Annotated in this window: 18 protein-coding genes; 4 read left to right on the top strand and 14 right to left on the bottom strand. The window is 72.7% G+C overall.

Features of this window, described 5'->3' with window-relative positions:
• Positions 1–115: 115 nt before the first annotated feature.
• The 6 genes from ACZ7LE_RS02900 to ACZ7LE_RS02875 are packed head-to-tail and all read right to left on the bottom strand — an operon-like array spanning position 116 to position 6,900.
• Positions 116–1,630 (bottom strand): mannitol dehydrogenase family protein, encoded by a 1,515-nt coding sequence (locus ACZ7LE_RS02900; protein WP_470401877.1) that lies wholly within the window; start codon positions 1,628–1,630, stop codon positions 116–118.
• Positions 1,623–2,477: an ABC transporter permease gene (locus ACZ7LE_RS02895; protein WP_377228757.1), complete on the bottom strand. Its 855-nt coding sequence runs from the start codon at positions 2,475–2,477 to the stop codon at positions 1,623–1,625. The genes ACZ7LE_RS02900 and ACZ7LE_RS02895 overlap by 8 nt, the downstream gene beginning before the upstream one ends.
• A complete protein-coding gene (locus tag ACZ7LE_RS02890) occupies positions 2,477–3,391 on the bottom strand; it encodes an ABC transporter permease (protein WP_470401876.1) in 915 nt (304 codons plus the stop codon). Before ACZ7LE_RS02890 ends, ACZ7LE_RS02895 begins: the two co-directional genes overlap by 1 nt.
• Entirely contained in the window at positions 3,388–4,539 is a 1,152-nt protein-coding gene (locus ACZ7LE_RS02885) for an ABC transporter ATP-binding protein (protein ID WP_470401875.1), read from the bottom strand. Before ACZ7LE_RS02885 ends, ACZ7LE_RS02890 begins: the two co-directional genes overlap by 4 nt.
• Positions 4,536–5,768 (bottom strand): extracellular solute-binding protein, encoded by a 1,233-nt coding sequence (locus tag ACZ7LE_RS02880; protein WP_470401874.1) that lies wholly within the window; start codon positions 5,766–5,768, stop codon positions 4,536–4,538. The genes ACZ7LE_RS02885 and ACZ7LE_RS02880 overlap by 4 nt, the downstream gene beginning before the upstream one ends.
• A gap of 55 nt (positions 5,769–5,823) precedes the next feature.
• A complete protein-coding gene (locus ACZ7LE_RS02875; protein WP_470401873.1) occupies positions 5,824–6,900 on the bottom strand; it encodes a LacI family DNA-binding transcriptional regulator in 1,077 nt (358 codons plus the stop codon).
• Positions 6,901–7,080: 180 nt separating this feature from the next.
• Here ACZ7LE_RS02875 and uxaC point away from each other — a divergent pair, with 180 nt between their 5' ends.
• The 3 genes from uxaC (at position 7,081) to ACZ7LE_RS02860 (ending at position 13,077) form a co-directional block, all read left to right on the top strand.
• Positions 7,081–8,517, top strand: coding sequence for a glucuronate isomerase (gene uxaC, locus ACZ7LE_RS02870; protein ID WP_470401872.1), 1,437 nt, complete (start codon positions 7,081–7,083; stop codon positions 8,515–8,517).
• A 219-nt stretch (positions 8,518–8,736) separates the two neighbouring features.
• Positions 8,737–10,872 (top strand): alpha-glucuronidase, encoded by a 2,136-nt coding sequence (locus ACZ7LE_RS02865; protein ID WP_470401871.1) that lies wholly within the window; start codon positions 8,737–8,739, stop codon positions 10,870–10,872.
• Positions 10,873–10,974: 102 nt separating this feature from the next.
• The gene (locus ACZ7LE_RS02860; protein ID WP_470401870.1) at positions 10,975–13,077 is read left to right on the top strand and encodes an acyltransferase family protein; all 2,103 of its coding nucleotides are present in this window, start codon (positions 10,975–10,977) and stop codon (positions 13,075–13,077) included.
• Here the strand turns inward: ACZ7LE_RS02860 and ACZ7LE_RS02855 are convergent, their stop codons facing one another.
• The gene (locus ACZ7LE_RS02855) at positions 13,078–13,584 is read right to left on the bottom strand and encodes a pyridoxamine 5'-phosphate oxidase family protein (RefSeq protein ID WP_470401869.1); all 507 of its coding nucleotides are present in this window, start codon (positions 13,582–13,584) and stop codon (positions 13,078–13,080) included.
• Complete coding sequence (locus ACZ7LE_RS02850) at positions 13,569–14,714, bottom strand: serine hydrolase domain-containing protein (RefSeq protein ID WP_470401868.1); 1,146 nt, start codon at positions 14,712–14,714, stop codon at positions 13,569–13,571. The genes ACZ7LE_RS02855 and ACZ7LE_RS02850 overlap by 16 nt, the downstream gene beginning before the upstream one ends.
• Positions 14,715–14,851: 137 nt before the next feature.
• On the opposite strand from ACZ7LE_RS02850, the gene ACZ7LE_RS02845 reads away from it, so the two are divergent.
• The gene (locus ACZ7LE_RS02845; protein ID WP_470401867.1) at positions 14,852–15,781 is read left to right on the top strand and encodes a GNAT family N-acetyltransferase; all 930 of its coding nucleotides are present in this window, start codon (positions 14,852–14,854) and stop codon (positions 15,779–15,781) included.
• Between the two features lie 27 nt (positions 15,782–15,808).
• On the opposite strand, the gene ACZ7LE_RS02840 is transcribed toward ACZ7LE_RS02845, so the two are convergent.
• From ACZ7LE_RS02840 to ACZ7LE_RS02815, 6 genes are all read right to left on the bottom strand, one after another.
• A complete protein-coding gene (locus ACZ7LE_RS02840; protein ID WP_470401866.1) occupies positions 15,809–16,150 on the bottom strand; it encodes a YnfA family protein in 342 nt (113 codons plus the stop codon).
• Positions 16,151–16,320: 170 nt separating this feature from the next.
• A complete protein-coding gene (locus ACZ7LE_RS02835; RefSeq protein WP_470401865.1) occupies positions 16,321–17,238 on the bottom strand; it encodes a hypothetical protein in 918 nt (305 codons plus the stop codon).
• 53 nt (positions 17,239–17,291) lie between these two features.
• On the bottom strand, positions 17,292–18,017 hold the full coding sequence (locus ACZ7LE_RS02830) for a DUF624 domain-containing protein (protein WP_470401864.1): 726 nt from the start codon (positions 18,015–18,017) through the stop codon (positions 17,292–17,294).
• The gene (locus tag ACZ7LE_RS02825) at positions 18,014–20,068 is read right to left on the bottom strand and encodes a beta-galactosidase (protein WP_470401863.1); all 2,055 of its coding nucleotides are present in this window, start codon (positions 20,066–20,068) and stop codon (positions 18,014–18,016) included. Before ACZ7LE_RS02825 ends, ACZ7LE_RS02830 begins: the two co-directional genes overlap by 4 nt.
• Positions 20,065–21,672: a GH39 family glycosyl hydrolase gene (locus tag ACZ7LE_RS02820; protein WP_470401862.1), complete on the bottom strand. Its 1,608-nt coding sequence runs from the start codon at positions 21,670–21,672 to the stop codon at positions 20,065–20,067. Before ACZ7LE_RS02820 ends, ACZ7LE_RS02825 begins: the two co-directional genes overlap by 4 nt.
• Positions 21,673–21,760: 88 nt before the next feature.
• A complete protein-coding gene (locus ACZ7LE_RS02815) occupies positions 21,761–23,407 on the bottom strand; it encodes an ABC transporter substrate-binding protein (protein WP_470401861.1) in 1,647 nt (548 codons plus the stop codon).
• Positions 23,408–23,455 lie beyond the last annotated feature (48 nt).

Here is a 23,455-nt window from a genome sequence, read left to right as displayed (position 1 = left end):
GGCCCGGGTTTCTTCGCTTTGGAACCGTCCAAAGCGAAGAAACCCGGGCCTCAAAGGGGATGGAGCGCGGAGCCCAGCCCGATCGATCGACCGACCGACCGACCGACCGACCAGGTCAGCCGACGACGGCCTCGAGCTCGGCCGCCACCGTGTCGACATAGCTCTCCGGCGTCCCCGCGGGCAGCAGCCCCGGCAGCGCGAGCAGCGCCCGGAGGTCCTCCTCGGCACCGGCCAACCCCGCGACGTCACCCAGCCCGTCCATACCGCCGGGCATCTCGGCGGCGTCGACCAGGGCCTCGAGCTCCCCGGCGCGCGGGTCGTCGACGCCCTCGCCGGAGTGCGTCCGGCGTCGGACGAACTCCGCCCACGCGGCCAGGCCGAACGCCACACCGTGCGGCTCCCGGCCCGCGGCGAGCGAGTCCGCGAGCACGCCGCCCCAGCGGAACGGGATCTTCTGGGTGCCGTCCATCGCCACCTGGGCCGTGGTGTGCCCGGTGTGCGGGTTGGCGAACCGGGACAGGATCTGCTCGCCGTACTGCCGCAGGTCCAGGCCCTCGGGCGCGGTGAGCGTCGGCAGCGCGTCCTCGAAGAGGTACTGCCGTGCCCGCTCGGCGATCACCGGGTCGGTCACGCCGCCCGCGATCGTCGAGTGCCCGGCGAGCCAGCCCGAGTACGCGACCAGCGAGTGCGTCCCGTTGAGCAGGCGCAGCTTGGCCTGCTCGAACGGCGCGACGTCCTTGGTCAGCGTGGCGCCCGCCGCCTCCCACGCGGGGCGCGGCCCGGCGAACCGGTCCTCGATCACCCACTGCGCGAACGGCTCGCCCACCACGAGGCCCTCGTCCCGCACCCCGAGCGTCCGCTCCACCTGGTCGCGCTGCTCCGGGGTGGTCGCCGGCACGATCCGGTCGACCATGGAGCACGGGAACGTGACGCTCGCGTCGAGGAACGCGCGCAGCGTGTCACCCTCGGGCCCGGGCAGGGCCGCGTCCGCGGCCTCCCGCACCAGACGTTCGAGCACGCGCCCGTTGTCCACCATGTTGTCGCAGGTGAGCACGGTGATGGGCGCCCCGGACCCGGCCCGCGCCGCGAGCCCGCGCACCAGCAGCCCGATGGCCGACGCCGCCGGCCGCACCGCACCCTCGGAACCACCGGCCGCCGCGCCCTCGACGGCCACAGCAGCGAGCGCCGCCAGGTCAGCCCCCACGGCCTCGGTGTCCAGCGACCCGTCCGGCCGCCGGGCGTAGCCCTTCTCGGTAATGGTCAGCGTGACCACGTGGGTGGTCGGCGCCGCGAGCGCCGCCAGCACGCGCTCGGTCTCCTCGGCGGGGTAGGCGACGTCGACCACCGACCCGACGAGCTCGACCGAGGACTCCTGCTCCCCCGCGGTGAGCACCGAGTACACGCCGCCCTGCGGGCGGAGCTGGTCACGCACGGTCGCGGACCGCTGGGTGACGCCCAGGATGCCCCAGGTGGTGTCGCCCGTCGCGATCGCGGCGCGCTCCGTGTACACGGCCTGGTGCGCCCGGTGGAACGCGCCGATGCCGAGGTGGACTATCCCCACCGCCGTCGGCATCACGGGTGCGTCGATGCCGCCCGGGAGGTGGTCCCGGTGCAGGCGGTCCTCAGTCATCGCGTGTCTCCTTGACTTGTGCCACGAGCTGCGTCGGGTTCACGAAGCGCAGCGCCACCACGAGCATGACGAGCATCGTCGCGGTGTAGATCACCGACAGGGCCGAGATGAGCTGTCTCGCCTCGCCACCGCCGGCAGCCGTCATGCCACGGTAGATGGCGACGACGAGTGTGTCCGAACCAGGGCCCGACACGAGGAAGGTCAGCTCGAAGAGGCCGACGGTCCGTACGAGCACCAGGATGGCCGCCGCGAGGATACCCGGCACGAGCAACGGGGCCAGGATCCGCGTGAACACCTGCCAGGTCCGGGCCCCGCACATCCGGGCGGCCGACTCGATGGCGGGGTTGATCTGCTCGATGAACGGCGTCATCGTCAGGATCACGAACGGCACGGACGGCACGAGGTTGACGAGCACGACGGCGGTCAGCGTGCGGCCGAGCCCGAACGAGTACATGACGGTGGCGAGCGGGATGCCGTAGGTGATGGGCGGCATGAGCACCGGCAGCAGGAACAGCAGCATGACGGCGCGCTTGCCCGGGAAGTCGCGGCGGGCGAGCACGTAGGCGGCGGGCACGCCCACCAGCACCGAGATGACGACGACGAGCACGGCGACGCCGACGGTGACGCCGACCACCTCGCCCAGCGCGAACCGGTCCCAGGCTTCGACGTAGCGCTCGGTGGTCAGGCCGTCGGGCAGCCAGGTGTCGAACCACTGCTTGCCGAACGAGTCGACGACGACGGCGACGAGGATCCCGAGCAGGAACACCCCGAACGCCGTCATGCCCGCCCAGACGAACCAGGTGGACGGTCGCGCGGCGAGCGGCCGCTCCAGCGTGGACGTGGCCATCAGCCCTTCCCTCCCGTGGTCCCTCGGTACAGCAGCGAGCGCAGGCCCAGCACGGCGACGACGACGAGCAGCTCGACCGCGCCCATCATCAGCGCGATGGTGGACGCCATGGCGTAGTCGTTCTGCTCGCCGAACGCCCGGAACGCCATGAGGGACATGACCCGGGTCTCGCCCATCGCGTCACCGACCAGCCTCGCCGACGGGAACACCGAGAACGCGAGCACGAACGTCAGGATGAACGTCGTGGCCAGCCCCGGCGCGAGCAGCGGCAGGACGATCCGCCGGAACCGCTGCCACCAGCCGGCGCCGAGGGTCTTCGCGGCCTGCTCCAGCGACGGGTCGATGCCCGACAGGTAGGACGAGATGAGCAGGAACGCGAACGGGAAGCCGGTGATGACCAGGGAGAACATGACGCCCAGGTAGTTGTTCACGAGCTTGAACGGCTCGTCGATCAGGCCGATCTCCAGCAGCGCCCGGTTGATCCAGCCCTGCCGCCCCGCGAAGATCAGCAGCCCCTGCGCCGTGAGCACGGTGCCCAGGGTGATCGGCAGCACCAGCAGCGACGTCAGCAGCCGCTTGCCGCGGAACCGGTGCCGCAGCACCATCGCCACCGGGACCGACGCCAGCACGTTGAAGAGGGCGGCCGGCAGGGCGAGGCGCATCGTGAGCCACACCGAGTCGAACACGAACGGGTCGCGGAAGAACGCGACGTAGTTGGCGAGGATGCCGCCGCCCCACTGCTCCTGCATCGCCGCCGTGGGCTGGATCGTGAGCCCGATCCCGTACGAGAACGGGTACACGAACAGCGCGACGGCGACCACGAGCCCCGGCAGGAGCAGGAGCAGCGCCGGGTCCACTCCCCGCTCGGCCAGGCGGTGCCGCAGGCTCGCGGTGGCGCGCGACGGGGTGGTCACGCCGCCACCTCCTGCGGCACGACGGCGGCGTCCAGCGCCTCCGGGAACACCAGCACCCGCTCGACGGGGGCGGTCAGCGTGACCGCCCCGCCGACGTCGGGCGCCGTCGTCGCGCGGGCGTGCAGCATGGTCTCGCCGGCCTGCACCCCGACGGCGAACTCGCGCCCGTGGTACTCGACCACCGACACGGAGCCGGGGATCGACCCGCCGCTGGTCGAGCTTGTCGAGACCCGGGTCTCGACACGCTCGACCAGCGAAGCACCGGCCACGGAGAAGTCCTCCGGCCGCACCGCGACCCGCACGCGGTCCCCCGCGCCCAGGGCGCCGACCGCACGCCCGGTGAGCCGGACGCCGTCGCCACCCGTGCCCGGCAGCTCCACCACCGCCTCGCCCGCGGACGCCGTGACGACGGTCGCGGGCAGGATGTTCCGGTACCCCATGAAGTCGGCGACGTACCAGCTCGTCGGGCTCTCGTAGAGCTCGTCCGGCGTGCCGACCTGCTGCACGCGGCCCTCGCGCATGACGACCAGGCGGTCGGCCAGGGACAGCGCCTCCTCCTGGTCGTGCGTCACGTAGATCGTCGTGAGCCCGAGGGACTGGTGCAGGCGCCGGATCTCGGTGCGCATGTCGAGCCGGAGCTTGGCGTCGAGGTTCGACAACGGCTCGTCCATGAGCACGAGCGACGGTTCGAGCACCACCGCGCGGGCGATGGCCACTCGCTGCTGCTGCCCGCCCGAGAGCTGCCCGGGCAGCTTCTTCGCGTGCTCCCCGAGCTTGACCAGCTCGATCGCCGCGCGCACCCGCGAGCCGATCTCGGCCCGCGGCACACCCTGCATCTGCAGCCCGAACGCGACGTTCTTCTCCACGCTGAGGTGCGGGAACAGCGCGTACGACTGGAAGACCATGCCGAACCCGCGCCGCTCCGGCGGCAGGGTGTCGATGCGCCTGCCGTCCAGCCGGATCTCGCCGTGCGTGAGCGGCTGCAGGCCGGCCAGGCAGTTCAGCGCCGTCGACTTGCCGCAGCCCGACGGCCCGAGCAGGGCGACGAACTCGCCCGCCCGGATCGTCAGGTCCAGCCCGGACAGCGCGTCCACCCCGCCGAACCGGCGGCCGACGCCCCGCAGCTCCAGGGACTCGAAGTCGCTCATTCGGCTTCTTCCTCCACCTTGCCGCCGCCGACCTCGCGGTCCCAGATGTCGAACGCCGTCACCATCGAGTCCGCGTCGAGCGGCACGACGGCGTCCTGCGACTCGATGAGCTCGTCGAACAGGGGGCGGCCGAACTCCTCGACCACGTCCTGCGACTCCTGCGGCGCGAGGTCGAGCGTCGCGCCCTCGACCGCCGGGCCCGGGTAGAAGTAGCCGGCGTCGTACGCCTTGGCGTTCTGCTCGGGGGTGAGCATGTCCTGCAGCAGGAGCAGGATCGCGCTGATCTTGTCGGCGCTCTGCCCCTTCGGGATCGCGGCGTAGTGCGCGTCGGTGACCCACGTGAAGTCGTCGAACGCGGCGGCCTCCAGCGTGTCCGGGAGCTGCCCCTCGGCACGCGGCGCGATGTCCCAGCCGGTGGTGGTCGGGATCATCGACCAGGTGCCGTCGGCCATGTTGGTCACGACCTGGCCGGTGCCCGTGGGGTAGGTGTCGACGTACTGGCCGAGCTCCTCGAGGTACGCCCAGGTCTTGTCCCAGCCGTTCTCGGGGTCCTTCGGGTCCTTGTCGCCCAGGATGTAGGGCAGGCCCATGAGGAACGTGCGCCCCGGGCCGGAGTTGGCCGGCCGCGCGTACCCGAACTTGCCGGGGTTGGCCTTGGCCCACTCCAGCAGCTCCTCGGGCGTGGCGGGCGGAGTGCCGACCACCTCGGGGTCGTACTGGAGCAGCGGACCGGACGGGTAGTACGTCGTCACCACGCCGTAGCCCTCGGCGAGCTCCTGCATGTTCGCGGCGGGCTCCAGGTAGTTCTCCTGGTTGGTCAGCCGGTCGCCGTAGTCGTCCACGACCGGGATCCACAGGTCCTGGCTGATGCCGGCCGCGAGCCCGTCGTTCCCGGTGAACACCACGTCGATCGACAGGTTGCCGCTGTCCACCTGCGGCTTCACGATGCCCGTGACGTCGGGCGCCCCGCCCGTCTCCCAGGTCACCGACTCGATGACGTCCGGGTTGTTCTCGACGAACTCGTCGACCATGCCCTCGGTGAGCCGCTGGTTGCCCGCGACATCGAGGATGTTCAGGGTGACCGGCTCCGACGGCGTCTCGGGGACGTCGGCCGCATCGGTGACGGCACCCCCGCTCTCACCTCCGGGCGGGGCGGGCGGGGCACAGGCGGTGAGCAGGGTCAGTGCGGCGACGCCGACGAGCGCCGCCGCCTTCTTCGAGGTGCGCATGGTGCTTCCTCTCTCTCGGGCTCCTTCGCCCAGGGTTCGTCTGCCGGGACGGGCGTCAGCTGACCGTCCCGGTGGGAGCGGGTCCGGAGGACCCGCGGATCGTGAGCTCCACCGGGAGCTGGACGTTCGCCGGCGGGTCGCCGCCGCGCAGGCGCGCGAGCAGCAGGTCGACGGCGCGCCGGCCCAGGCGGGCCAGCGGGGCGTGCACGGTGGTCAGGGCGGGCGAGACCAGCGTGGCGAGCTGGACGTCGTCGAACCCCACCACGGACATCCGGCCCGGCACGTCGATGCCGCGCTCGCGCAGCCGGCTCAGGATGCCGAGCGCCATGAGGTCGTTGAACGCGACGACGGCGGTGACACCGCTCGCGACGGCGTGGTCGGCCGCCCGGGTGCCGCCCACGAAGTACGGCTGGAAGGTGCCCAGCCGTACCAGGTCGAGGTCCCAGCGGGCGGCGGCGTCGACCAGCCCGGCGAGCCGGCGCCGGCCGGACCAGGACGACGGCGGGCCCGCCGCCACGCCCACGGACCGGTGCCCGAGCGCGTGCAGGTGCCCGAGGATCTGGCCGACGCCGTCGGCGTCGTCCACCGCCACGAACGGGATCCCCGGCGCCTCGGTCCCGCCCTCGCCGCGGGGACCTGCGTCCGCGGGACCCGCACCCTCGGGACCCGCGCCCCCGGGACCGGCGCCCGCGGGCAGCTCCCGGCTGGCCAGCACCGCGGTCAGCCCCACGAGGGCGGCCCGCAGCTCCGCCTCCCCCGACCGCGGCGACGCCACGATCAGGCCGTCGGTCCGGGCGGCGAGCGCCCCGATGAGCTCGGGCTCGACGTCGGGGTCCTCGTCCGAGTCGGCGACGAACACCTCGTACCCCTCGGCGCGGGCGCGGGCCTGGACGCTCTTGGTCACGGACGCGAAGTACGGGTTCTCCAGGTCGGGGACCAGCAGGCCGACGGCGTGCGTGCGGCCCATCCGCAGGCCGCTCGCCGCGACGTTGGGCCGGTAGCCGAGCTCGGCGGCGACCCGGGTGACGCGGTCGCGGGTCGCGGCGGCCACCCGCTCGGGGGCGGTCAGGGCGCGCGACACCGTGGAGATCGAGACCCCGGCGGCGCGCGCGACGTCGTGCACCGTGACCATGCCACCTCCTGGGCGATTCGCGACACTGCGAACGTTTGCACCTATCGTAGGCTTTGACTGCAAACGTTCGCAACGCCCTGTTTCTTCCGTTCGTTCCGCACGTTCGTCTCGAAGCAGGGCAGTGCCTACGATGTGGAAGCGCTTACCCGAAACCGGCAACGATGCCCGCAGGAGGACACTGTGACCGACACCTGGACGCTGCACCCCGATCGCGCCCTGCCCGCCGACCCCGTGACGCGGCCGATCGCCCGCGAGATCTACGCGGCGGTCCGGGACCTCCCGATCGTGTCGATGCACGGCCACGTCGACGTCACCGCCTTCGCGGACGACGAGCCGTTCCCCGACCCCGCCCAGCTCCTCGTGGTGCCCGACCACTACCTGACGCGCATGCTCGTGTCGCAGGGCGCCACGCTCCCCGAGCTGGGCGTCGGCCCCGCCGGGGCGCCCGGGTTCGAGGCCGACCCGCGTGAGATCTTCCGCCGGTTCTGCGCGGGCTGGAAGCACTTCCGCGGCACGCCCACGCGGTACTGGACGGAGCACGAGCTCGTCGAGATCTTCGGCGTGACGGTGCGGCCCTCGGTGGAGACGGCGGACCAGGTCTACGACCAGATCGCGGAGCGCCTCGCCGAGCCCGACTTCCGCCCGCGCGCGCTCCTGGACCGGTTCGGCATCGAGGTCATCGCCACCACCGACCCGGCCTGGAGCACGCTCGACGAGCACGCCCGCCTCGCCGCCGAGCTGCCCGGCCGCGTGCTGCCGACCTTCCGGCCCGACCCGCTGCTGCACCCCGCCCGCGCGACCTGGCGGGGCGACCTGGAGCGGCTGGCGACGGCGTCCGGCATCGCGACCGACTCGTACGCCGGGTACCTGGCGGCGCTCCGCGAGCGCCGCGGCGCGTTCGTCGCGGCGGGCGGCCTGGCCACGGACCACGGCCACTTCAGCGCGGACACGACCCCGCTGCCCGACGACGTGGCGCGCGCCCTGTTCGAGAAGGCCCTCGCGGCCGAGCCGGCCGCCGAGGGCGCGGTGCTCTCCGCCGCCGAGGAGGCGGCGTTCTCCGCGCACATGCTGTTCCAGATGGCCGCGATGTCCGCCGAGGACGGCCTGGTCATGCAGTTCCACCCGGGCGTGCTGCGCGACCACGACCCCGCCGTCGCCGCGGCGTTCGGGCCCGACAAGGGGTACGACATCCCCGTGGCCACCGAGTTCGCGCACGGCCTGCGGCCGGTGCTGGAGGCGTTCGGCAACTCGCAGAGCTTCCGGATGATCGCGTTCACCATCGACGAGGACGTGTACTCGCGCGAGCTCGCGCCGCTGGCGGGCGTGTACCCGGCCCTGCGGCTGGGCGCGCCCTGGTGGTTCCTCGACGCGCCCGACGCGATGCGCCGGTTCCGCGAGGCCGCGACGGAGACGGCCGGGTTCTCGAACATGTCGGGCTTCGTGGACGACACCCGCGCGTTCTGCTCGATCCCCGCGCGGCACGACCTGGCCCGCCGGGTCGACGCCGGCTACCTCGCCCGGCTGGTGGCGGAGCACCGCCTCGACCTGGACGAGGCCGTGGACACCGCCGCCGACCTGGCCTACCACCTGCCGAAGGCGGCGTACGCGGCCCGCTGACCCCGGGCGCCGACGGTCCTCTTCGAGGCCCGGCTTTCTCCGCTTTGAGGCGCCGCAAAGCGGAGAAACCTAGGCTTCGAAGAGGAGGCCCGGTCGTGGCGTTTTCACGGACCGGACAGAACGGCCGCCTCGGGTGGACCCGGGCGCCGTCGCTGAGGCAGAGTTCCAGCAGACCCCCATATATCCGCACATCAACCTCTAAGACGGATGGGACACCCCGTGACCGCTGACTCCCCGCGCCCGATCACCGACCACACCTCTCACCCGGCCTGGCTGCCCGACGACGCGTTCGCCGCGATCGGCAGCCGGCGGGTGGTGGTGGCCGGCGACGGCGCGCTCGCCGGCACCGTCGCCGAGGAGGTCGCCGCGGCGACCTCCCGGTTCGGCGGCGCGTTCTCCCGGCTCGAGGTGGGGGACGGCGTGGCCGACGCCGAGCTGGTGCTCACGCTGACGCCCCCGGACGCGGGCGGCGGCACGGGCGGCGGCACGGGCGGCGGCACGAGCGCGGGCGCCGCCGCGGACGCCCCGGGCACGGACGAGAGCTTCCGGCTCACGCGCGAGGCGGGCGCCGTCGTCGTGCAGGCCGCGTGCGACGCCGGGCTGCTGCACGGGCTGTTCCACGTGGTGCGCCTGGGCGAGGCCGCGTTCGACGGGCCGGACGTCGACGAGACGCACGCCCCCGCCACCGACCTGCGGATGCTCGACCACTGGGACAACGTGGACGTGCATCCCGTGATGGGGCAGGTCGAACGGGGCTACTCGGGCGGCTCGATCTTCTACGACAACGGTTTCGTGCACGCCGACCTGTCCCGGGTCGAGCGGTACGCGCGGCTGCTGGCCGCCGTCGGGATCAACCGTGTGGCGATCAACAACGTCAACGTGCACGCGCGCGAGGCGCGCCTGCTCACGGAGGACCTGGGCGACGTCGTCCGCGTGGCCGCCGTCTTCCGGCGGTGGGGCATCCGGGTGCACCTGTCGGTGTCGTTCGCGTCGCCCATCACGCTCGGCGGCCTGCCCACCTCGGACCCGCTCGACCAGGGCGTCGCCCACTGGTGGGTCCGCGCGGCGGCGCGGGTCTGGGACGCGATCCCGGACTTCGGCGGCTTCGTGGTCAAGGCGGACTCCGAGGGCCAGCCCGGGCCGTTCGCCTACGGGCGCACGCACGCCGACGGCGCGAACATGCTCGCCGCTGCGGTCGAGCCGTACGACGGCCTGATCCACTGGCGTGCGTTCGTCTACGACCACCGGCAGGACTGGCGCGACCGGTCGACCGACCGCGCCCGCGCCGCGTACGACCACTTCCACCCGCTCGACGGGGCGTTCTCGGACAACGTGGTGCTGCAGGTCAAGTACGGGCCGCTGGACTTCCAGGTGCGCGAGCCCCTCTCCCCCGTGCTGTCCGCGATGCCGCACACCCGGGTGGCGCTGGAGCTGCAGATCACCCAGGAGTACACCGGCCAGCAGCAGCACGCCGTGTACCTCGGCCCGCAGTGGAGCCAGATCCTCGGGTTCCGGTTCTGGGACCCGGCCGGCCGCGAGGGCGGCTCGCCCACCGTCGCGGACCTCGCCACGGGCCGGGGCAAGGCCGTCGAGGACCCGGGCACCGGCACCTGGCGCAAGCCGGCGGGCGGGTTCGCCGCCGTCTCCAACGTGGGCGACGACGAGTTCTGGACGGGCCACCCGTTCGCCCAGGCCAACCTCTACGCGTACGGGCGGCTGTGCTGGGACCCGACGCTCGACCCGGCCGCCGTGCTCGACGAGTGGGCGGGCCTCACGTTCCCGGGTGCCCCGGACGCCGTCCGGCAGGCCCTGCACGCCGTGCTGGACCGGTCGTGGGAGACGTACGAGCAGTACACGGCGCCGCTCGGGGTGGGCTTCATGGTGCGCCCCGGCCACCACTACGGGCCCGACGTCGACGGCTACGAGTACACCCCGTGGGGCACGTACCACTTCGCGGACCGGGACGGCATCGGCGTCGACCGCACGGTCCGGACCGGCACGGGCTACGCGGGCCAGTACCCGGGGCCGTGGTCGACGGCCTACGAGTCACCGTCGACCTGCCCCGACGAGCTGCTCCTGTTCTTCCACCACGTGCCGTACACGCACGTGCTGCACAGCGGCAGCACCGTGGTGCAGCACATCTACGACGCGCACTTCGAGGGCGTGGCCCGGGTGGAGGCGATGATCGAGGCGTGGTCCGCGGTGTCGGGGCACGTGGAGCCGCGCGTCTCGGAGCGGGTCTCCGAGCGGCTCGCCGAGCAGCTCCGCAGCGCCACCGAGTGGCGGGACCAGGTGAACACCTACTTCCTCCGGAAGTCCGGCATTCCAGACGAAAGAGGACGCACCATCTTCTGAGCGGGTGATCTCCGGTCGCGCTTCGGTAACGACCACAACGGTGGATCCAAGGACTTCGTCCCCAGGTGTGTAGATCGCTCCCCTTCACACCTGGTGGTCCCCATGTCCGACGCCGCCCCGCCGACCCCGCCCTCCCCCACCCCCACGACGGCCCGACAGCACCTCACCGAGGTGCACGGCCTGCGCGGGCTCGCGCTGCTGCTCGTGGTGCTGTTCCACCTCTTCGGCGCCGGCCGGGTGTCCGGGGGCGTGGACGTCTTCCTGGTGATCTCCGGGTTCCTGGTGACCGGGTCGCTCGTGCGCCGGGCCGAGTCGCGCACCCTGCGGCTCGGCGCGGTGTACGCGCGGAACGCGGCACGCCTGGCGCCGTCGGCCCTCGTGGTGCTGGGGGCCGTCGCGCTCGCCGCGTGGACGCTGCTGCCTGCCGCGCGGTGGCTCGACGTGTGGCGCCAGGTGGTCGCGTCGGCCCTGTACGCGGAGAACTGGGACCTGATCTCGAACGAGCTGGCCTACGGCGCCGCCGGCCCGGCGGCCAGCCCGCTCCAGCACTTCTGGTCGCTCTCCGTGCAGGGTCAGTTCCTGCTGGCCTGGCCGCTGGTCGTGCTCGCGGCAGCCTGGCTGTGCCGGCGCGCGGGCGTCCTGGTCCGACGGCGGCTCGCCCTGGCCGTCGCCGTCGGGTCCGCCGCCTCGTTCGCGGGCGCCCTCTACCTCACCGACGTGCTGCAGCCGGTGGCCTACTTCCACACCGCCACCCGGTTCTGGGAGCTCGGCCTGGGAGCGCTGCTGGCGCTCGTCCCGCTGCACGGCGCCGTGCGGCTGCGCACCGCGGGCGCCTGGGTCGGCCTGGGCCTCGTCCTCTCGTCCGGCTTCCTGCTCGACGGCGGCACGCTGTTTCCCGGCGTCTGGACGCTCTGGCCGGTGACGGGGGCCCTGCTGGTGCTCGCGGGCGCCGGAACGCCGGTCTCATGGGGCCCGCGGCGGGTGCTCGACCTGGCGCCGCTCCGGTTCCTGGCGGGCATCTCGTACGAGCTGTACCTGTGGCACTGGCCGGTGCTCATCTTCTACCTGGCCGTCCGGGGCTTCCCGGCCGTCGGCTGGCGCGGGGCCACGCTGGTGCTGGCCGTGTCGGTGCTGCTGGCCTGGGTCACGCGCCAGGTGGTCGCGCGGCCCGTGGGCCTCGCGGTGCCGCGCGCCCTGACACTGCGCCGGTCGGCCGTCGCCCTGGTGGCCGCCGGCGCCGCCACCGCGCTCGTCGTCGTGCCGACCCTGACCGCCGGCGTCCGGGTCCAGGAACGGGAGGCGACCGAGCTCGAGGCGCTCCAGCACCTCGGCGCCGAGTACGCGGGTGCCCAGGTGCTGGCCGCGGGGAGGTCGTCCGCGGGCCAGGGCACGTCGTCCACCGCGACCGGCACCGCGGCCGCCGAGGTGTCCGCGACGGCACCCGTGCGCCCGGCACCCGAGATCGCCAAGGTCGACCACACCCGGGTGGACCACGACGCGGACTGCATCCAGGAGCACGGCGACGGTCCCGGGCTCGACCAGGTGCGGATGTGCACGCTCCACGACCCGGACGAACCGACCCGGACGGTGCTCGTGGCCGGCGGCTCCCACACCTACCAGTGGGCACCGGCCATCAACCGGGTGGCACGGCAGCACGGCTGGCGAGTGCTGGTCGCCGGGAAGGGCCAGTGCCGCGTGCGGTACGTGCCCGCGCCCGCCGACGACTGCGAGCGCTGGAGCGCGAACCTGCTGGCGGAGGCTGCCGAGCTGGACCCGGACGCGGTGTTCGTGACCGGCACGCACACCTACGAGGACCGGGCGGAGGTCGTCGTCCCGGCCGAGGTGGCGGCCTGGCAGCAGCTCGACGCCGCGGGCATCCCGGTGGTCACGATCCGCGACAACCCACGCTTCGCGTGGAGCCCGCCGAACTGCGTGTCGTCGTACGGCCGCGACGCCGCGCGCTGCGCGCTGGACCGGGCAGAGGTGTTCGCCGGGCGCAACCCGGTGCGCGACCACCCGGGCATGCCCGCGAGCGCCGGGCACATCGACCTGTCGGACGTGATCTGCGAGCCCCGGTCGTGCCCGCCCGTGGTCGGCAACGTCATGGTCTACCGGGACGGCTCCCACCTGACCGCCACCTACCTGCGCACGCTCACGCCGGCGCTCGGCACGGCGGTGCGCAAGGCGGCGCCGTGGTTGTACTGACTAACGCGGCGTGTAGCGGGTGTGGCTGTACGTGCCCTTGCCGAAGGCGAGCACCTTGGTCGGCTGGACCGCGAACACGAGCGCGATCCCGCCGATGTCGTTGGTGAAGGCGTCCTCGCCCACCTCGTACTGCCACTGCCCGGTCCACTTGGTGCGCCACGCCTCGGCGAGCTTCTCCAGCGTCCGCTGGTCGGTGACGCGCCGGGCCGGGCCCTCGACCATGACGTCCAGCCCCTTGTCCCAGGTGCTGTCGCCGGTGGTCAGCACCACGTTCGGGTTGGCCTCCAGGTTGACGGCCTTCTGCTCCTCGGGGCCGGTGCAGAAGTGCAGCGCTCCCTCCAGCCAGACGGCGACGAGCGGCGTGACGTGGGGGCGGCCGTCGGCGCGCACGGTGGTCAGCCAGGTGAGCTGGGCGTTCTCGAGCACCCCCTGCGTCTCCTCCCACGCGGTCGGCTGCACGCCGGGATCGCTGAACCGTGCGTCGATCTCGGTCACTGGGTTGTCCATGAGGCTTCTCCTTCTGACGACGTCGGAAAGTGCTCTGCGACGAGCCGGTCGATCTCGCCGGCGATGCTCCAGCCCGGGCTGAACCGGTTCCGCAGCACGGCCACCGCGACTCCGGAGTCGATGTCGGCCCAGACCCCGGAGCCGTTCGCGCCGAACATACCGAAGGCCGACCCCGGGCGGGAGGGGACAGCGCCCGGGCGCGAGGGTGCGAAGCCGAACGCCCATGTCGCGGGCACGTCCATGACGGCGTCGCGCCCCTCGAACGCGGGCCGCGCGAGCTCCGTCAGCCGGGCCGGCGACACGAGAGCGGCGTCCCCGTACCCGAGCAGGCCCGCGAACACGCGGGCCGCACCGCGCGCCGACATCGTGCCCCCGGAGGGGATGTCGCTCGTGAGCACGTCGCGGCGGTTGGCGAACGCGGCGTCGGGCCGTATCCCGGGCGGGAGCGCCCGGTCGGCGGGCGAGCCGGGCTCGGGCCAGGACGGCGGCCCGGGGGCCGGCTCCTGCCGCGCCACCCGCCCCAGCAGGGCCGGGGGCACGCCGAAGTGCACGTCGTCCTCGACGCCGAGCGGCCGCGTGACGGCCTCGTGGAGCCACCACGACAGCGTGCGCCCGGTGGCCCGGCGCACCGTCTCGCCGAGCAGGAAGCCGAAGGTCTGGGCGTGGTACCCGAACCCGGTGCCCGGCTCCCACCAGGGCTCCTCGTCGGCGAGCAGCCGGCACATCTTGTCCCAGTCGCACAGGTCCCCGACGGTCGTCGTGTACGGCGGGGCGGGCACGCCCACCGCGTGCATCAGCACGTGCCGCAGCGTCGCGCCGCCCTTGCCGTACGCGGCGAACTCGGGCCAGACGTCGGCGATCCGCAGGTCATACTCCAGCTCGCCGCGCTCCACCAGCACGTGCGCGACGGCGGAGGCGATCCCCTTGGCCGTCGACGCGGCGAAGAACAGGGTGTCGGGGACGACGGCCGCCGCGCGCCCGGTGTCGGCCAGGCCGCCCACGGCGTCGACGACGAGGTCGCCCCGGTGGACGACCGCCACCTGGAGACCGACCTCGCCGCCGTCGGCCACGAGCCGGTCGACCGCGTGCTGGACCCGTGCCTGTGCGTCAGCCGCAGCGTCGTCGCCCATGCCAGGTCCGACGGGGCGGACGGGGAAAAGTCATCGGCGCGGGTCCCGGGGCGGCGGGTAGGTTGTCGCGGGCGAGCTGGAGTGGATGTTCGGCGTCCGCCGCCAGCATGCGCGCTGACGATCTCCGACGAAGGAACGTGACTGTGCTGATGATCCGCCCCGCCCGGCCCGAAGAGCTGCCCGCCCTGACCACTCACCCGGACGACGACGAACGGAACGGTGCGACCGCGGACTACCTGGCGGGGCTGCTCGAGAACGGCTGCACCCGGCCGGACTGGTGCCTGGTGGCCGAGCGGGACGGCGAGCTCGTCGGCAACGTCGTGCTCTGGACCATCCCGGGCCGCACGGTGCCGATGGACCTGGTGCTGTTCGAGCCCGGCGACGACGAGACCGCCGCCGCCCTGCTGGCGGACGCGGCCGAGCTGGCCCGCTCGCTCGGCGCGGACACCCAGGGGCACGTGCTGGACGCGCCGAGCCAGGCCCCGCAGTTCCAGCGCGACCCGGAGCGGCGCGAGCGGCTGCTCACCGCCCAGGGTTTCTCCGTCACCCGCGCCGGGCACAGGTTCCTCCGGTCGGACGGCGACCCGCTTCCCGCCCAGGACGACCGGCTGCGCTGGCGGTCGCTCGCGGAGCTGAGCGAGGAGCCGTTCGTCGACCTGCTCGCCGAGACCTTCACCGACACGAAGGACTCGATCTTCCTCGCCGAGATCGCCGAGCACGGCCTGCGCGGCGCCGCCGAGCGCAACCTCGCCGAGATGCGCGAGCTGGACCACGAGCCGGACTGGTTCGAGATCGGCTACGACGGGGACGACCGGCCGGTCGCCGTCAGCCTGCCCGCCCGGACCCCGAGCTCCGCCGTGATCGGCCTCATCGCGGTGGCCCCGGCCGGACGCGGTCACGGCTACGCCACCGCCGCTGTCGCCCGCGGCACGCACGTCCTGGTCGCGGCGGGCGCGACGGAGATCCGCGGCGACTGCGACGCCGGGAACGTCGCCATGTTCAAGGCCTTCGAGCGTGCTGGTTACGGCAACTTCGCGCACCGCACGATGTTCAGCCGCCCGCTGTAGGTGCGGCGGGGCCGGGCGCGGTGGGGACTAGCCCGCGTCCGGCCGCGGCGCGTACATGATCACCGCGACACCGACCAGGCAGATCAGGGCGCCGGTCACGTCCCAGCGGTCGGGGCGGAAGCCGTCGACGGCCATGCCCCAGACCAGGGAGCCGGCCACGAAGACGCCGCCGTAGGCGGCCAGGATCCGGCCGAAGCTGGCGTCCGGCTGGAGCGTCGCGAAGAACCCGTACAGGCCCAGGGCGATCACGCCGGCGCCGATCCAGAGCCAGCCCTTGTGCTCGCGCACGCCCTGCCACACGAGCCAGGCCCCGCCGATCTCGAACAGCGCGGCCGCGAGGAACAGGATGATCGATCGGGTCACGTTCATCGGGCGGCTCCCCGGGTCGACGGCAGGTCCTCGCGCTCCCGTCGAGGCCGCGCGTCGGGGATGACACTACGTCCCCCAGGTGTGTTGCTGTGCGTGGACATCGTCGACGCACAGCAACACACCCGGCGCGATAACGCTCTCCCTTGGGCGACACGCCCGGCGGGCAGTCGCTACGGCGTGTCGCCCGGGGCCTTGCTGGTCTCGACCTGCGCCCGCGCCGGCAGGCCGATGTCCCAGAACTGGATGGTCTGCAGGGTCCAGAACAGCGCGAAGACCAGCATCAGCACGGTCTCGACCACGAACAGCGTCTGCGGGAACAGGTCCGGCACATACCGGTCGAGCACGACCATCGTCGCCAGGCCCACCACGAGCACCACGGCCATCACCACGGCGATCCACCGGTACCAGACCCGGTAGGCCGCGGGCGACAGGCCGCGGAGCCGTTCGAGCGCCTGGGCGGTCACGGCCTGGTCGGAGCCGTTGATCCAGGCGACGGCGATCAGGCAGCCGAACAGCAGTACGGCCGCGGCGTAGTGCGCCGTCGTGAGGAAGCTGTCCGGCCACACCAGCAGCCAGACGCCGGTCGCGGCCCACGTCAGCCACGTGAGCCACAGGTCCCAGCCGTGGTAGCCGCCCAGGTCGCGCCGCCGCGGCCAGGTGGCGAGCACCAGCACCAGGCCGCCGACCAGCAGCAGCGTGCCGATGTTGTTGCCGACCCGCTCGGGCACGTCCACGCAGTACGGCTCGCCGGTGCACATCGCGGCGTCGAGCGGCGTGGGCACCAGCGCGACGACGACGGCGAACATGCCCGCGAAGTTGAGCAGCACCTCCTCGGCACCGTGCCGGCCCTTGATCGCGATGAGGCACGTGCCGATGGCCACCAGCGTGCCCACGAAGATGCTCTGCACCGGCGAGTAGAAGTACGCGCTGATCGACGCGTGCCACCACTCCTCGCCGGAGTCGAGCCGCCCGTGGTCAGCGACGATCTGCATGGTCAGCGACACGAACAGCACCAGCACCACGGCAACGATCGCCACCCGTAGATAGCGGTACGTCAGCCGTCCTGGGTCCCCCTGCTTGATAGCCATGGGCACACCCTGGCGCACGGCGGCAGATCGGACAATGCCGTCCTGACCGGCACTCAGCCCGCGGGCGTGAACCGCTGCTCGACGTCGGCCAGGACGGGCGCCGCGTTGCGCAGCACGAGGGCGAGCCAGACCACCGCGAGCAGGCCGAGCACGGCCTCCGTGGTCAGCACCACGATCCCGGCGGCGAGCACCAGCAGCGAGAGCGTGCCCAGCGTCACGAGCGGCCGGGCACCCAGGTAGTGCGCCGCGAGCCGCGCCGAGTCGCGCGTGCGGAAGCCGAAGAACGACACGATCACCAGCGCGTTCACGGCCCACAGGGCCAGACCCGCGCCGACCACGACGAGCACTCCCGCGTACCAGCCGGGCACGCCGCCCGCGCCCACGTTCGCCAGGCCCAGCACGACCACCATGCCCGCGGCGAGCGCCGGCACCCACACCCGCAGGGCGTCCTTCCAGTTCAGGCGGTACCCGCGCCAGAAGGACGCCGCCGGGGTGAGTCCCTCGGCCCGCGTGCGGTCCCGGAGGGCGAACAGTCCCGCCGCCACCGCCGGGCCCACCGGCAGCAGGCACAGCGCGAACAGGAGCGCGTTGCCCGGCGTCCGCTCCAGCAGGAGGGACGCCAGCACACCGGGCAGGACGGCGACGACGAGCAGCAGCTCGACGATCAGGTGCCAGTACACGAGCGCGGTGGCGCGGCCGAGCACGCCCTCGCCGAACTCGCGCCGCTCGCCGTCGCCCCGGCGCCCGGCGCCCGGGCCGTCCGCGCCGCCGAAGCTCACGCCGGCTCCCCGGACGGGTCCTCGCGCAGCAGCACGACGTCGGTCGGGTCGAGGCGGAGCGTCTCCCCCTGCCGCACGGTCCGTCCGGTCAGCAGGTCGACGCCGGACGCGTGCGCCGTGACCTCGACGGGCCCGGTCGCGTGCGACAGCACGAAGGCGAACCGCACGCCGTCCTTGGACCGCACGGCGAGCTCGACGTCGGGCACGTCGGCGTACGGGCCCACGAGCCCGTGCCGGTCGAGCACCCGGCGCACCACCCACCCGACCCCGGCGTCGTCCAGGCCGGTCGCGACGTACCAGGCCTCGCCGCCGCCGGCCCCGCCGGGGCGGTGCCGCGTCACCGCGGGCGTGCCCGCGTAGAACTCGGTGCCGTAGGTGCCGACCACGTCGGCGCCCTCGGGGACGAGCACCTCGAACACGAGCTGCGCCGCGGAGACCACCTCGTCGGGGCCGTCGGTCAGGGTCACGGGGTTGGTGACGCCCGGCTCGGCCGAGTCGGTCTCCTCGACCCGGACGCCGAACAGCGGGGCCAGCGGCCCGGGGGCGTCCATGAGGTAGGCGTTGGCGTCCTCGTCCGCGCGTCCCGACCAGAACGACGCGAGCACCGAGCCCCCGCGCTCCGTCACGTCCGCGAGCCGCGCTGCGACGTCGCCCTTCAGCACGTGCAGCATCGGGGCGAGCACCACGTCGTACCGGGTCAGGTCCGCCGTCGTCGGCACCACGTCGACCTGGGCGCCCGCCTGCCACAGCGCGCGGTAGTACGCCAGCACCGTGTCCACGTACTTGGCGTGCCGGTTGAAGCCGTCCGTCATCTCGGCGACCCACCAGGAGTCCCAGTCGAAGAGCAGCGCGACGCGGGCGGGCGTGCGGGCGCCGACCACGGCGTCCCCCAGCCCGGCCAGCTCGCCGCCCAGGGCCGCGACCTCGCGGAACGCCCGCGTGTCGGTGCGCCCGGCGTGGTCCAGGACGGCGCCGTGGTACTTCTCGCTCGCCCCCTTCGCCTGCCGCATCTGGAAGTAGAGGACGGCGTCGGCGCCATGCGCCACGGCCTGCCACGACCACAGCCGCAGCACGCCCGGCCGCTTCACCGGGTTCACGTCGCGCGAGGCGGTGATGGTCGGCGTCTGCTCCATGACCCAGAACGGCGCGCCGTCCTTGAGCCCTCGCATGACGTCGTGGGCCAGGGCCATGCGGGCGTGCTCTCGCGGCCCCGGCGGGTAGTTGTCCCAGGACGCGAAGTCGAGGTCGTCGGCCCACCGGTGGTAGTCGATCGGCCGGAACATGCCCATGAAGTTGGTCGTCACGGGCGTGGTCGCGTCGTGCTCGCGGATGCGCGCCTTCTCGTCGCGGTAGTTGGCGAGCATCGCGTCCGACAGGAACCGGCGGTAGTCGAGCGTGATGCCCTGGAACGCGGTGTGGTCCGGCCCGCGCCAGTGCTCGCTGAGCATGTTCGGCGGCACGATCTGCGCCCAGTCGGAGAACGTGTGCGACCAGAAGGTCGCGTTCCACGCCTCGTTCAGGCGCTCCAGCGTGCCGTACCGCGGGCGCAGCCAGTCGCGGAACCCGGCGGCGCACAGGTCGCACCAGCAGCCGCCGTCGAACCCGCCGTACTCGTTGCCGACGTGCCACGCGACCAGGCCGGGCGTGCCTGCGTACCGCTCGGCGATCCGGCCGGCCAGCTCCGCCGACAGCCGTCGGTAGACCGGTGAGCTGGGGCAGGCGTTGTGCCGCTGCCCGAACACGTGGCGCCGGCCCTGGAAGTCGGTGCGCTCCACCTCGGGGTGCCGGTGCGCCAGCCACGGCGGCAGCGCTCCGGTGGACGTGGCCAGCACGATGCCGCGCCCGCCGTCGACCGCGCGGGCCACGATCTCGTCGAGCCGCGCGAAGTCGTAGGTGTCCTCGTCCGGCTGGAGCGTCGCCCAGGAGAAGACGTTGAGCGTGACCGTGTCGATCGACGCCTTGTCGAACGCCGCGTAGTCGTCCTCCCAGACGGCGCGCGGCCACTGCTCCGGGTTGTAGTCGCCGCCGTACAGGATCTTCGAGTCGGTCACGCGTCGTCCTTGTCGCTAGGGGTCCGGCCGAGGATCCGCGCGTCGTCCAGCCAGGGCGGGGTCTCGTCGCGGACCGGGTCCAGGGTCACCAGGGTGATGCCGTGCCGGCCGAGCGTCAGGTCGAGGTCGACCCGGCCGCCGTCCGCCGCCGGGACGACGGGGAGGGAGAAGGCGCGCCGGGCGGGTTCGCTCGCCTCGTGCAGCGCGTCGAGCTGTCTGCCCGACGGCGACGCGGGCCGGCCCATCTCACGCCAGGCCGCCCAGGCGTTGCCGGCGGTCTCGTCGACGTCGTACCGCATGACGAACACCCGGCTCCCTACGCCGGTCGAGCTTGTCGAGACCTCGCGACCGGTCTCGACAGGCTCGACCAGCGGGTTGGGAGCGACCGGGAGGCTCAGGCGGATCTCGTGGCGGTCCGGCTCGGCCGGGTCGTCGGTGCCGCCCACGGGCTGCCAGGCGAGCACCGTCACCCGTCCCGTGGCGGCGTGGCGCGTGACCAGGTGGTCGGCGCCGCGCGCCAGCACCTCCTGACCCATCCGCGCCATGAACGCGTACAGGTGGTAGGTCGGCTTGCGCACCTGACGGTGGCCGAGCATGCCGAACCCGCCGTGGAAGAACGACGCCGGCACCCCCTCCTCCTCGAAGACGTCGCAGAACGTCCAGTAGGAGAAGGAGTCGGCGTGCTCGCCGCCGCCCGCGAGCACGGGCGCGAGGTAGGCGGCGTTCCAGGCCGTGTCGTGCACCGGGTTGTCGGGCCGGTAGCTGGTGTTGAACTCCGTGACGTGCAGCGGGCGGCCCGCGAGCGCCGTCCCGGCGAGGATCTTGCCGGGACGGGCGAACTGGTCGAGCAGGTGCTGGGGTCCCCGCAAGGTCTGGTAGACGCCGAACGGCACGTGCTGTGCCGGACCGGAGCTGTAGGCGTGCACGGAGAGGAAGTCGGCGGGCAGGTCCCGCCGGGTGACGAACTCGGCGAAGGGCTCCCACCAGTCGTCCGCGCCCGGGGAGATGGCGGGGCCGCCCACCTGGAGCGAGGCGTCGACGTCCTTCACCGCGTGCACGGACGTCTCGTAGAGGCGGAAGTACGCCTCCTGGTCCGCGTCCTGCCAGAAGTGCGTGAGGTTGGGTTCGTTCCACACCTCGACGGGCCAGGTCCGCACCTCGTCGAGGCCGTACCGGTCCACGAGGTGCCGCAGGAGGGCGCGCACGAGGCTCGCCCACTCGGCGTGGTCGCGGGGCGGCGTGACGTTGCCCAGCCACCAGAACACCGTCTGGTCGCCGGAGGCGAGGGCCTTGGGCATGAACCCGAGCTCCAGGAACGGCTTGATCCCGAGCTTCAGGTAGGCGTCGACCACCTGGTCCACGTAGGTGAACACGTAGGCGGTGCCCCGGTGGCCGGCGGCGGCGTACGTGCGGTGCACGGCGACGTCGTCGTGCAGGATGCCGTGACCCCGGATGTACCGGAAGCCGATCTCCCGCTGCACCAGTGTCAGCGACTCCTGGTAGTCCTGGCGCAGCGCCAGGTTGAACCGCCCCGTGCCCACACAGGTGCGCCAGGCGTCCCCGAGCTGACCGATCCCCGAACCCGAAACAACAACCCGCTCCACAACACTCCTCTCCAACCTCGTTGAGTGCTGGGTATCTGTCGGATCGGACAGCCGAATCCAACAAATACCCAGCACTCAACGAAGGGGGTTACTTGGTTACGCCTGCCGCCTGGTTGACCGTGTCGACGTAGGTCGACATCCCGGCGCTCTCCAGCTCGGCGACGTACGCGTCCCACTCGTCGAGCGGGCGCTCGCCCAGGATGAACTGGGCCGTCGCCGTCATGACCTTGTCCTGCAGGTTGGTCTGCGTGAGCGAGGCCTCCTCGCGCTGCAGCTCGTCCATGGCGATGCCCGGACCCTTCTCCGCGACGTCCTTCTGGTTCATCTCGTCGAGGAAGTCCTGCACCTCCGGCTTGAGCGTCGACTTGACCAGGTCGGTGGTGGAGCCGTGCGCGAGCGTCCACACGCCGTTGTAGTAGCCGAAGTCGGTGTTCAGCAGCTTCGGCGCGCCCGGGTTGAGGCCGCTCCAGTCGACGTCGTCGGCCAGCGTGCGGGTGCCGTCGGCGTCCTTGGTGTAGGTCTCGCCCTCGACGCCCCACTTGGCGAACTCGAGGCCCTCGTCCGAGTAGTACAGCCAGTCGACGAACTGCAGCATGGCCACGAAGTCGTCCCGCTCGGCGGCCTTCGACGAGAGCGCGATGCCGGACTCGAACCGGCCGCCGGTGGTGGCGTCCATGATGTTGCCCGCCGGGCCGGCCGGCACCACGATGTGCTTCACCTTGGCGTCCTTGTCGCCCGCCTCCTCGAAGCCGGAGCGGTAGACCACGACCTCCTGGTCGTTCGACCCGAGGGCGGCCACCTTGCCGGTGCTGAACTTCGCCTTGGCCGGGTCGTCCTCCTGCGTGAGCCCCTCGGGGTCGAGCAGGCCGCGGTCGACCAGGTCGGCGAAGTAGGTGACGAGCTCCTTGTAGCCCTCGGAGGCGCCGGTGTACTCGTACTCGGAGCCGTTCCAGGTCACGCCGTCGCCGTAGCCCCAGCCCGCCTCGGTGCCGAAGTTGCCCGCCGCGGCCTGGAGGGTGGCCTCCATCGGCCCGTTGATGGACCAGCGCTCGGTGTACGGGTAGTCGAGCTCGGGGTGCTCCTCCTTGATGACCTCGAGCTGGTCGGCGAACTCGTCCCACGTCTTCGGGTCCTCGAGCCCGGCGTCCTCCCACCAGTCCTCGCGGATGGCGATCGAGTACGACGGCTTGGGCTGCTCGAGCAGGCCGGGCAGCACATAGAACTTGCCGTCGGCCTGGCGCAGGCGGTCCAGGTCCTCCTGCAGACCCCACTTCTCGATCTTGTCCTGGAAGTTCGGCAGGTAGTCGAGGTAGTCGGAGATCGGCAGCACGGCGCCGCCCGAGGTGAGCGTCTCGACGTCGGCCGCGTAGGTGGACGGGATCAGGTCGGCTGCGTCGCCCGAGCTGATCAGCAGCGAGCGCTTCTGCTGCCAGTCGGCCAGCGGCACGGACTGGATGTCGAAGGTGACGTTGTGGTCCTCCGCCAGGCGCTGGATGATCGACCAGTCGTCCTTGAACGGATAGTTCGGGTGGTCCCGGTACATGAGCCCGAACTCGAGCGGCTCGGTCGCCTTGAAGGTCGTGCCGACGCCGAAGTCCTCCATGGCGCCGGTCATCTTGTCGGAGACGTCGACGGCTGCGGCACCGTCGTCGTCGCCGGAAGAGCACGCGGTGAGCGTGAGTCCGAGGGCGACCACGGCGGTCGCCGCGACGGCCCTTCTTGGGGTGATCCTCATTGATTTCCTCCGGGGTATGAACGTCGTCGTTCGACGGCGGACTGGTTC

This window comes from Promicromonospora sp. NPDC110617 (assembly GCF_055598465.1).
This window is presented reverse-complemented; position numbering and strand designations above follow the sequence as displayed.